The sequence below is a fragment of the Pseudoalteromonas rubra genome, from assembly GCF_001482385.1.
Classification (GTDB): domain Bacteria; phylum Pseudomonadota; class Gammaproteobacteria; order Enterobacterales; family Alteromonadaceae; genus Pseudoalteromonas; species Pseudoalteromonas ardens.
The window spans coordinates 448992-460443 of sequence record NZ_CP013612.1; the positions used below are offsets into that span (position 1 = coordinate 448992).

Genomic DNA, 11452 nt, shown 5'->3' on the forward strand with positions numbered 1-11452 from the left:
ATTCAGGTAAGTACCTGCATCTGTTGTTATCATGTTAAATAATAGCGCAGTTAAATATTAATGTGTTCATTATTTTTAACTTAATTAACGGTAAAATTACTACCCATTTGGGTAGGGTAGCGAAGTGCGTAATCCAGGTTATCAAGTTGTTTATTTTTTCCTGGCGGATTTCTGTTCAGTTGAACGACATTGTCAGAGAGTGAGTCTGGGGTCTGAACTTGGCATTTGAGGCCGAAGTAAAAAACGCGTATCTCAGTTTGTTTGCTATTCATCAAAGTAGCGTGATTTGGAGAATTGTTTCTGTGGTCAAAAATTATCAGTGCCCTAGAATTGGTTTATTCATCAGGTGTTGAATTAATCGCCTCCTTCATGTTCGTTTTCAGGATATGAGCAGGCGCAGACAGGAGCAATATGAAAACCCGAGGTCGTCCCGATAAAAACGATGAAGATGGCAGAGCACGTCTGGTGCTGGCTGCCAGGCGCTGTTTTACCACTGCACCTTATTCGCAGGTAACCACGCGTATGCTGGCACAAGAGGCAGGTGTGGATGCGGCGCTGATCCGCTATTACTTCGAAAATAAAGAAGGCCTGTATAAAGCGATGTTTATGGAGGTCACCGGCGAGGTGATGTCTGGTATTGAAAAAGCACTAGGTAATGATGAGGCGTTTGATCTGGAAGATATCTTTCATATTTTCTATGGCGTTATAAAACAGTCGCCAGCGTTTCCAATTCTGATGTTTAAAGAAATTGTACTTGAACAAGGGATCTGCCGAGATTATTTAATAGAGAGAATCGAGAATACCCGAAAGCCATTTTTCTTCAATATGTTGAGCCAGCTTAAGCAGCAAGGGCTGATCAAAGAAGAGCTGGATGATCGGTTGTTGATGTTGAACCTGATGGGTTTGATGATATTTCCCTGGTACATGCGAGAGAGTATGGCGACTCAGATGGGCATAGAGTTTAACGATGAGCAGCTGTCAAAGATGGCAACCCATAACGCCAATATGTTCAAGTATGGCTGTTTCAAAGAGCGAGATAAAAATGAAAATTAATTGGCTACAAAAACGCTGGTTGCTTGTATTACCTTTGTTAGGTATTGCGATTTTAATTGCCCTGGCTTCGGGGAAAAAGCCACCGCAAAAGCACAACAAAGGTGCGACTGCTTTAATGGTCGAAACGGTAGAGGTTAGGAAAACCCTTATCGAACCCTATGTGACGGGTTTTGGGCGCGCACGGCCTAAGGAGCGCTGGCAGGCGCTGTCAGAAGTGACTGGCCGGGTTATTTATCGCCACCCTAATCTTGAAAAGGGTAAAGCCCTCATTGCTGGCACTGTGTTACTCAAAATCGACCCCATTGACTATGAACTTAAGTTGGCACAAGCTCGTTCAGATCTTAATTCTGCAAAAGCGGAATTGTCCCGTACTCAGCTTAACGACGAAAAACTGTCTTTATCTTTACGTTTGGAAGAGCAGCGCCTGAGCGTGTTGCAAAAAGAGCTTAGGCGTAAACAAGGTTTGCTTAAATCTGGTTCAGTGTCTGCTTCTACAGTGGACGCCGAGCAGGCGAATGTCTGGGCTCAGGAACAAAAAGTGCTTGATGTTCGCAATGCTGTGGATCAGCACCCTGACAACATGGCGGTAGCTGAGGCCAAAGTGAAACTGGCACAGGCCAGATTAAGTGAGGCAGAGCGTAAACTGGCAAAAACTACCATCACTTTGCCGTTTGATGCCCAAATAGCAGCTGTGAGCGTAGAGATGCAACAGGTTGTTGCAGAGCGTGAGAGTCTGGTAACAGCACATCGGACTGACTTAATGGAGATCCCTGTACAGGTTGCGTTGAGCGACATGCGTTATTTTGGACAGTATATTGCGCCTAAGCTGATCCAGGGAGAATTCCCGGATGTACAAACTTGGGACCTGAACGCAGAGGCCAGCTTATATATAGGTAACAAGCAGTTTAGCTGGCAGGGCAAGTTGACCAGTGTCGGTGAAAGTATCGACCCAGAGGGCAACACTGTCACCTTGATAGTTGATGTGGCATTCGATTACAAAGCGTTCGAACCCGGAAAGCGCCCACCTTTGATCAGTGATATGTACGTACAGGTAAAAGTAAAAGGTGCTCCACGGCCTCTGTTATCGGTGCCATCCGAGGCATTACATGGTGACAGGCTCTATTTGCTTGAAGGCGGAAAGTTAGTGATCCGCAACGTCGAAGTGGCATTTGAATCCAATGGCCGTACCGTGATCAGAAGCGGTGTCATTGAAGGTGATGTGGTGGTGCTGAGTGATGTGATCCCGGCAGTGCCTGGCCGTGCGCTGCGTACCCAGGCTCAGGCAGCCCAGGAGCAGGCATTATGATTGCTTATTTTGCCCGTCACCCGACCGCGGCCAATCTGCTGATGCTGGCCATCATTGTGCTTGGGCTGAGTGCGCTCCCGCAGCTAAAGCGAGAAACCTTTCCCGAAATAGCGCCCAGTCAGATTCAGGTCAGCGTGCCGTACCCGGGTGCTAACCCGGAAGAGTCCGAGCTCGCGTTATGTGTGCCCCTGGAAGAGGCCATGGATGGACTGAGCGACATCGAGCAGATCAGCTGTGAAGCACGTGAAAGCATGGCCAAAATGGTTGTCGAGATACAAGAAGGCGGTGATATCACCCGTCTGATGTCGGATGTAAAAACTGAGGTCGATGCCATAGATACCTTTCCGGACAAGGCCGAGAGTCCGGTTATCAAAGAGCTTGGCCGGACTGAGTCACTCATTACCTTAGCCATCAGTGCGGACCTGCCGACAGCAGAGCTAAAAGACTACGCTGAGCAGGTAAAGCGCAAGCTACAGCGATTGCCCGATATTTCTTTGGTTGAGATCCATGGATTTTCAGATCGTCAGCTGAGAGTTGAATTGTCTTTGTCGCTGCTACGCCAGTACGGGCTGTCTATAAACGATGTGGTTAGTCATATAGAGCGACAAAACATCAAACTGCCCGCTGGTAATTTAGAGACCAAAGGCAAAACGTTGCAAATTCGCTTTGATCAGCAAGGGGTGACAGCCAAAGAGCTCGGCGAGTTGGTGATCGCCAGTACTCAGTCAGGTGGGCAGTTAAAGCTTAAAGATTTGGGGCAAGTCATAGAGCGCTTTGAACTGGACGAAGCGAAAGTTGAGTTCAATGGCAAACCCGCCGCGTTACTTAAAATCAAGAAAACCAAAGCGCAGGATGCACTTGATTTGGTGGAGCAGGTTTATCAATTTGTTGAGCGAGAACGACAGCAAATTCCGGCTGGGATCGAAATGGCACTGACCTCAGATCAGGCCAAAATTGTCTCCGATCGTTTAACTATGCTTAGTACTAATTCATGGCAGGGCTTTTTGCTGGTGTTCGCCGTAATGTGGTTGTTCTTTACCTGGCGTTATTCATTCTGGGTGTCGATGGGGCTGCCTATCTCTTTTCTCGGTGCATTTTTTTTGATGACTGTGCTCGGGGTCAGCATCAATATGATCTCTATGGTTGGTATGTTGATGGCAATCGGAATACTAATGGACGATGCGATTGTGATTGCTGAGAGCATTGCCAGCCATGTAGAGCGAGGGGAAGACATTGATGAGGGTGTCATCAAAGGCGTTAAACAGGTCGCGCCTGGTGTATTGTCTTCCTTTTTAACCACGGCTTCGGTGTTCGCCGGGTTGGCATTTATAGCGGGCGATATTGGTCAGATCATGAAAGTGTTCCCACAGATGTTGCTTGCTGTATTGGTTGTGAGCCTGGTTGAGGCTTTCCTAATTCTGCCTAATCATCTATTACATTCTTTGCACAACAAGCAGGACGAAACGGCCTCTGGTTTCAAAATGCGCTTTAACCAAGGATTTGAACGCTTTCGTACTGAGGTGCTGGTCGAGTGGGTTGAGCGTGCCGTAACTTATCGCTATGCCGCAGTCGGTGCGGTGCTGGCTATGTTTTTCCTGAGCATCTCATTGATGGCCGGTGGTTTTCTGAAGTTTAAAGCATTTCCTGAGTTGGAGGGAGATATTCTTGAAATGCGACTGTTGATGCCGCAGGGCACTCCATTATATGAAACAGAGCAGCTGGTTACCCATGCAGTTAATGAACTGAACGAGTTAAACCAGGAGTTTACACCTGCGCAACCACAACAGCAGGCATTGGTACAAAACGTCATTGTTGAATACAACAGCAACCAGGATGCCGGTGAAGAGGGAACACATGTTGCTACTGTACGTGCTGATTTACTTACGGCCGAAACTCGAAATACCAGCCTGCTTAAGTTACAGGACCGCTGGCGAGATGCGGTTGGTGAGATCCCCGGCGCGTTGGCACTGGCATTTAAGCAACCAGCTTTGGGTCCAGCCGGGCGCGCGATAGAAATCCGATTATATGGTGATGATCTTGCTATGTTATCGAGTGCGTCGTTCGCTATTCAACAGGCACTGGCCGAATATGATGGCGTCCAGAACCTGATGGATGACCTGCGTCCGGGTAAAGAGGAATGGCTGGTGCGTCTGCTACCCGGGGCTATGTCGCTGGGCGTAGATGGCGCGACCATAGCCAATCAGTTAAGAACCGCTTTTTTTGGTCAAAAAGCGGATGAGTTTCAGCGCGGTGATGAAACCATAGAGCTGGACGTACGACTCAGAAAAGAAGATAAATCGTCCTGGTGGCAGCTACAAAATTACCCCATCACCCTTGCTGACGGCAGACAACTGCCATTATCAGCCGTTGCGGAGCTTATTCCGGCGCGAGGCTATGCCCGTATTAATCGGGTAGATGGTCAGCGTTCAGTCACCATTACTGGCGATGTGGATGCTGCGATTGCTAATACCGGAGAGATCATTGCGGCAGTCGACAAAGCTGTGGTTGCCCCTTTGCTGATTGAATACCCTTCGTTATCTGTGAGTTACGAAGGTGAAGTGAAAGAGGGTGGTAGCACAGGGTCGTCAATTGGTAAGAAGTTTCTGATGGGACTGGTGGGGGTTTTTATTATTCTGAGTTTTCAGTTCAGAAGTTATATGGAGCCTGTGATGGTCATGCTGGCGATCCCACTGGCGCTGATCGGGGCACTCTGGGGACATGTATTACTGGGATATGACTTTACCATTCCAAGTATGATGGGGTTTGTCTCGCTGGCCGGGATTGTAGTAAATGATTCCATCTTGCTGGTGACTTATATCAAGGAGCACCAAAAACAGGGACTGGATGCGCATCAGGCTGCGGTGCAGGCAGCGCGGGAGCGTTTTCGGGCAGTGTTTATTACTACTGCGACGACCGTTGCGGGCATGTTGCCACTGCTGCTTGAAAGCAGCTTACAGGCACAAGTCTTACAGCCTCTGGTGGTGAGTTTGCTGTTTGGTATTGCCGCGTCGTCTTTTCTGGTGCTGTTTATCTTGCCGTGTCTGCATGTGATCCTCGAAGACAGAGGTTTAGCGGCACAACATCATCTGAATGAATTACAAGCCAAGGCTTAGGCCAATCAGACGCCCCTGAAGCTAAGGTTTGGGGGCGTATGGTAATAGAGATCCTTCATTTGGCTGACAGACAGAACCTATCAGCCATCTTTTCATTCCGCATCTTTAATACAGATACCTCTCTACCTTCGCCATTCTGTGCTCAATACTGGCTCCTTGGCCGGGGAGAAAAGAAGCTCCTATCTCAGCATGATGCTGGTCAGGTAATGCCCTCATTCAAAAGTTTATATTAAGGTGTTGACCTAAAGTAATATTGAGGTTTTATCCTTGGCTTTCTTTCAGCGCGATATCGCGTTGTGACGACCAAAAAGGAGAGAACATGAATTTAAATCAGGTAACGATGAGCGTCCATAATATGGAACAGGCTGTCGAGTTTTACCTCAAACTGGGTTTTACCCAAATAGTCGATACGCCTCACTATGCACGTTTTGTTTGCCCCGAAGGAGAGGCGACTTTCTCACTGTCTCTGTGTGAGGAGGATATTCTTCACAACACTACGATTTATTTTGAGCATGAAGCGCTGGAGGATTGGATTGCGATGATTGAGTCGCGCGGTATCCGTTTATTACAAGCGCCAACTGACGAGCCTTACCTATGGCGAGAGGCCATAGTGGCCGATCCGTCCGGTAACAAAATCAAGTTATACTGGGCCGGTGAAAATCGCCTTAACCCGCCCTGGCGGGTTGAAAAGCGTTATGCGGATGAGTAACACAAGTCGCCGTATCTTGCTTGTGTAAAAGCAAAAAATGTTTTTTACTGGCGGTTGAATATCGCCGTAAACAGGAAGAACAACAATGATAGATTTCAGATCCGATACCGTTACCAAACCGTGTAAATCCATGCTTCAGGCTATGGTTGAGGCAGAAGTAGGCGATGATGTCTACGGAGATGACCCGACAGTGAACCATTTGGAGCAGTTTGCGGCGCAGCGCCATGGGTTTGAGGCGGCGGTGTTTGTCAGCTCAGGCACACAAGCTAATTTACTGGCAATACTGGCGCATTGCGAGCGTGGAGATGAGTACTTATGTGGGCAAAATGCGCATAACTATCGGTATGAAGCTGGTGGCGCGGCAGTACTGGGCTCGGTTCAGCCGCAGCCGGTAGAGAATGAGCCCGACGGCAGTCTGGATTTGCAAAAGCTGGCCACTTATATCAAGCCCGATGACTTTCACTTTGCCCGCACCCGGATGTTGAGCCTTGAAAACACCATTGGTGGCAAAGTGTTAAGTTTGGACTATTTAGCTCAGGCACGCGCATTTTGCGATCAGCACAGTTTGCAGCTGCACCTTGATGGTGCCCGGGTCTATAACGCGGCAGTGGCACTGGAAGTCGACATTCGGGCTATTGCAGCGCATTTTGATTCTATGACAATTTGCTTATCTAAAGGTTTGGGCGCCCCCATTGGTTCTTTGCTTTTGGGCAGCAAGGCACTGATTAGCAAGGCAAGACGGCTGAGAAAAATGCTCGGTGGTGGCATGCGTCAGGCAGGGATTCTGGCGGCTGCGGGCCAGTATGCGCTGGAGAACAATGTTGAGCGCTTGCGTGAAGATCATGACAACGCGCGCTATCTTGCACAGCGACTTGATGAAGTAAACGGATTTGATGCGTCTGCTTACCCGGTTCAAACTAACCTAGTGTATGTGGATGTTGGCAGAGAGGTTGATATTCAGCTGGTGGCCAAGAACTTGCTCGAGCAGGGGATCCAGATCACACCTGGCTATCAGGGGATGAGACTGGTCACTCACCTGGGGGTCAGCCGCTCAGATATCGATACGCTGATTAACGCGCTTAAAGCGCAGTAATAATTAACGTATTACATATATTTGTTTCAATTTGTTGACATGGTTAGGTTTGCTGTGTTCATAATTGAGTTTTCTCTATATAAGGAACATTGTAATGAAACTGAAATTAAGCAAAAGAAAACTCAAAGGCCTGACGGCAGATACCAAGGCTTTACCAGGAGCAATGACGCCTAAGGTTGCCGGCGGATGGTGGTATACGCAGAATGCGATTCAGTGCTTGCCAGAGCTAACCGACGTGCAAAAGGGGTGTCCGACGTACGATTTCTAACTGTCTGGGTGACTACGACATTTGGAAAATCAGCAAAGCCAGGTTTTATCCTGGCTTTGCTATAAGGCTAGTTGAAGCCTTATTTTGAGAACGAGAGGCCTTCAAATAAGTACAGGCGATTGCCATCCACTTGTGTCTTACCTGCATCCAGGTATTTCTGTTCAAGCATGCCATTGGTGGACCAGGTGGCAAAGTCGTCATCATTCAGTACACCCAGTCTGGAGTTATCAATTAACCACATACCTTCAAGCTTGTCGTGCGGATAGCTAACCTGCTCAACCAGATCGAGCACCAAAGATTTGCTCACAGGTACGATCCCTGCATCGTTTAAGGCGTCCCAGCCCTGTTCCATGACGACCTCTTCCAGGGTCTTGCCGTTCATCACTAACCCGAGCTGTTCATCCTGCATTATCTGTGGTGAGGAGGCTACCTCTTCCAGGTTGGTGGCATCGCTCAGGTTGATTTTATAAATGTGCTTCATCGCGTCTGGCGTCGTGTTATAAAATGCACCATCGCGTTCAATGACCAGAAACTCTGACGCCGACAGGGCGACGATCCCTGAATTTGAGTTCTGATTCTTTTCCTGTTTATATAAATATTGTCCTACCGCTTTGGTTTCCAGGTTAACCGTCACAATACGAACAATATCCAGGTCTTTCACGGCTTTTGACGGGTTATATAAAGTCGATTGCATTACACCGACCAGGGTTTTTTCGTCCGGTGTAATGGCCAGGCCTTCCATGCCCCGGTTTGCACGGCGATTTGCAAACTCAGCAGGCAGATGCAGCACTGCGCGGTCATCGTTTGCGAATGCATTGATACGGGATAGTTCAACACCGTTGGCATCGTAATGGACGATATGTGGGCCATATTCATCACTGATCCAGAAACTACCGTCCTTTAAGGCAACCAGACCTTCGCCATCCAGGCCATAGTCATCGAGTTTGAGCGGGTTGTTCTGTGCATCATAAGGTTGAGTGTTATCAACCAAAATGGGGGCACCGTCTGCATCGTACGGGGTTTCACCAGTACCGCCGAGATCTGAGCTGTTCGGCAGGCCTGTGATTGGCGTGCCATCAGGGCGTTTTAGCAGGATCTCTTTTAGTTTAACTATCTGGCCATTATTTTGTAGTTCAAATAAGCCAATACGGGGCGTGTAGTCCGGAGTCGGAAACTTTTTACCTTTGCCGTAGTCGCCTGTGTAGGTGGCATTAGGACCACGATCGGTGAGTGCATAGAATTGTGTATTATTGGTAGGGTGAGCAACCATGTCAGAGCCATAGCCGCCGTTGCGTACTTCAAAAGTGCTGCCTGCAATATCACCATTTTGCAGGTCGCCGCGCATGGCTGTATAGGGCAGTGGCGAGCCCTGATTAGTCACAGGAGACGGTTGGCATACATAGTTGGTTTGGCTGATCTCAGGTTCGCTCAGCGCACCACTATTGTCTCTATCGATACCTGATTGCAGCGCAACGCCGCCAAAATAGCAGTGTTCATTGCCCATAGATAAGCGTTCCTGGTTCAACAGGCTGGTCAGCCCATTAGCACCATCCGATCCTTTGCTACCTGTTTGCCCGGCGCTGCCGTTTAGACCATCTGTACCATTGGTTCCCGCCTGGCCGTCTTTCCCGTTATCGCCATCACAGGCTGTCAGAGCGAATATCACAGATAATGCCAGCAGACTTTTTGTACCACATTTCATTGTTTGATCCTTTCTAATTATTGTGGCCAGAGCACGCAAAGGAAGGGCAGCGGGTTCTGGCTGATTAAGCATGAAAACTGCGAGGACTAATCTAAACGGGTACAATAACGAAATGATGACACCGTCTGTTGGTTGTTGTCGTCTGTCTGAATATGCTGATTAAGGTAATAAAAAAGCTGCAATTTATCCGCTACTTGTGAGAGTCTGAGGCAACAAGTATGAAAACAACAGGACAGACAAAATGAAGACAATCGGCCTGATTGGTGGCATGAGTTGGGAGTCAACAGTTAGTTATTACTCCTTATTGAATGAAGGAGTAAAAGCCCAGCTGGGAGGCCTGCACTCTGCGAAAATCGCTTTGGTTAGTGTTGATTTTGCAGAGGTTGAGGCGCAGCAGCACAGAGGCGACTGGCAAGCTGCCGCTGAATTGTTAGCAAGAGCAGCGCAATCTGTTGAAGCGGCGGGCGCGGAGTTTGCGCTGATCTGCACCAATACCATGCATAAAGTGTCAGATGAAGTACAACAGGCCATCAATATTCCATTACTGCACATTGCAGATGCGACCGGTCAGGTGCTGGTGCGGGACAAAGTCAAAAAAGTGGGGCTACTTGGGACACGATTTACAATGCAGGAAGCCTTTTACCGAACCCGCCTGGAGGAAAAGTTTGGCCTTGAAGTGTGCGTACCGAACGAGTCAGATCAGCAAAAGGTGCATGATGTGATTTATCAGGAGTTATGCCTGGGTAAAGTACTGGATAAATCTCGTGAAGATTATTTGCGGATCATTGCTTCATTGAAGGAGTCAGGGGCCGAGGCGGTGATTCTGGGGTGCACTGAAATAGCGCTACTGGTCCGTGACTCAGACGCGGATATACCTGTTTATGATACGACTCATATCCATGTACAATCCGCTTTGCAAGCGTCGCTAAAATAGCAGTGTGAGCCTTGTCGCGTAATAACTCGTAATTGCAATTTTTATCATATTGAGCCAAGCTAACTTGTTGGTTATTAATAAAGAAAGAGTTTGGTTATGGTATCAATAGGAAAGGAAAAGCTGAGTTTTTACGAGCAAAATGGTTTTGTGCGCTTTGAACAGGCTTTGTCGCAAGGTTTGCTAGCGCGTCTGAGAGACTTATCTGTCAGGTTAGAAGACTCGGCAAAGGCGGATCTGGCAAACGGTGCGCTGCGTAATCAGTATTTTTTGTCAACAGAGTCGGAAGAACCAAAACTGTTTCGCTACAATGATCTGCTGTTTGATGACCCAGAGCTGGTATTGGAGCTGCTGGCCAGTCCAACCATGATGGCCATCTGCGAGCAGATGGTAGGGTTGGGATGCGTGCCTATGCAGCTTGATTTGGTTTACAAGTATCCGCACCCACATCCCCATATTGCCTGGCACCATGGTGCGCCACATCCACGTAACTACCCCTATTTAAATGTTGGTGTGTATCTGGACGACGCCGATCTGGATGACGGCTGCCTAAGATATGTGCCTGATACTCAGCATGAGGTTTTAGATATTTATGAGCTGTCCAGCCAGTACGGCTGGGATATCCCGGGTGTTGTGCAGCAACCAGCCAAAGCGGGTGATATTTTGGTGCAGGACATGATGATACTACACAGTTCTGAACCAAAAAGAAGTGAAGGCCCGCGTCGCACAATTTACATTGAACTGCGGCCGGTTGATGGTATTGCAGAAAGTGCTATGCAATCAGCGCAATGGGCCGAACTCAGAAAACAATGGATGGCCCATGTACTCAAGGCGGCAGACCCTCAGGACGTGCCTGCAGGCTGGCTGGAATACTATGGTGAACCAGAACATGACTTGCCAACTTTAGTCACTATGATTGAAGAGAGACGTGAATCACCCATCCCCGCTGTCTGGTCGCATCGCAATGTTGAACATCCGGATTACCCAACACCGGCAGATTTACGCTGACACAACGCAACCGAAATTGATCACTGAGTAATGTGGAAAGGGAATTGTGTTTCCCTTTCCTTAATTTTCTGGTGCCTCTTTAGCTAACCCCCCAGCTATGTTACCTCCGGCACAAAGGTGTTTAGCCAGTTCATAATTGTTAAGTATTTGATGCTTAACAAGTCATTGGTTGTCGGTTTTTTATACTGCTTGATCTGGTTTTGTTCATTTAGCATTCTAAATTACTTAATTTTTATGAATTTTTTATGCTTTTATTAAAGATTTCATAT

9 protein-coding genes are annotated in these 11452 nt (G+C 48.0%); 8 read left to right on the top strand and 1 reads right to left on the bottom strand.

Annotated features, from left to right (window positions below; all coding sequences use genetic code 11):
* The first annotated feature begins 411 nt into the window (after window positions 1-411).
* The 6 genes from AT705_RS21165 to AT705_RS25420 all read left to right on the top strand — a co-directional run bounded on the left by AT705_RS21165 (window position 412) and on the right by AT705_RS25420 (window position 7542).
* Window positions 412-1053, top strand: coding sequence for a TetR/AcrR family transcriptional regulator (locus AT705_RS21165; RefSeq protein WP_058798346.1), 642 nt, complete (start codon window positions 412-414; stop codon window positions 1051-1053).
* Window positions 1043-2359: an efflux RND transporter periplasmic adaptor subunit gene (locus AT705_RS21170; protein WP_058798347.1), complete on the top strand. Its 1317-nt coding sequence runs from the start codon at window positions 1043-1045 to the stop codon at window positions 2357-2359. The genes AT705_RS21165 and AT705_RS21170 overlap by 11 nt, the downstream gene beginning before the upstream one ends.
* Window positions 2356-5472 (top strand): efflux RND transporter permease subunit, encoded by a 3117-nt coding sequence (locus AT705_RS21175; protein ID WP_058798348.1) that lies wholly within the window; start codon window positions 2356-2358, stop codon window positions 5470-5472. The genes AT705_RS21170 and AT705_RS21175 overlap by 4 nt, the downstream gene beginning before the upstream one ends.
* Window positions 5473-5791: 319 nt before the next feature.
* A complete protein-coding gene (locus AT705_RS21180; RefSeq protein WP_058798349.1) occupies window positions 5792-6181 on the top strand; it encodes a VOC family protein in 390 nt (129 codons plus the stop codon).
* An 85-nt stretch (window positions 6182-6266) separates the two neighbouring features.
* Complete coding sequence (gene ltaE, locus AT705_RS21185; RefSeq protein ID WP_058798350.1) at window positions 6267-7274, top strand: low-specificity L-threonine aldolase; 1008 nt, start codon at window positions 6267-6269, stop codon at window positions 7272-7274.
* A 94-nt stretch (window positions 7275-7368) separates the two neighbouring features.
* Window positions 7369-7542, top strand: a complete 174-nt coding sequence (locus tag AT705_RS25420) for a hypothetical protein (protein ID WP_157576946.1) — start codon at window positions 7369-7371, stop codon at window positions 7540-7542.
* Window positions 7543-7621: 79 nt separating this feature from the next.
* Here AT705_RS25420 and AT705_RS21190 read toward each other — a convergent pair whose 3' ends face one another.
* Window positions 7622-9244: an esterase-like activity of phytase family protein gene (locus tag AT705_RS21190; RefSeq protein WP_058798351.1), complete on the bottom strand. Its 1623-nt coding sequence runs from the start codon at window positions 9242-9244 to the stop codon at window positions 7622-7624.
* 241 nt (window positions 9245-9485) lie between these two features.
* On the opposite strand from AT705_RS21190, the gene AT705_RS21195 reads away from it, so the two are divergent.
* Both AT705_RS21195 and AT705_RS21200 read left to right on the top strand, forming a co-directional pair.
* Entirely contained in the window at window positions 9486-10178 is a 693-nt protein-coding gene (locus AT705_RS21195; RefSeq protein WP_058798352.1) for an aspartate/glutamate racemase family protein, read from the top strand.
* A gap of 96 nt (window positions 10179-10274) precedes the next feature.
* Window positions 10275-11183: a phytanoyl-CoA dioxygenase family protein gene (locus AT705_RS21200; RefSeq protein ID WP_058798353.1), complete on the top strand. Its 909-nt coding sequence runs from the start codon at window positions 10275-10277 to the stop codon at window positions 11181-11183.
* Window positions 11184-11452 lie beyond the last annotated feature (269 nt).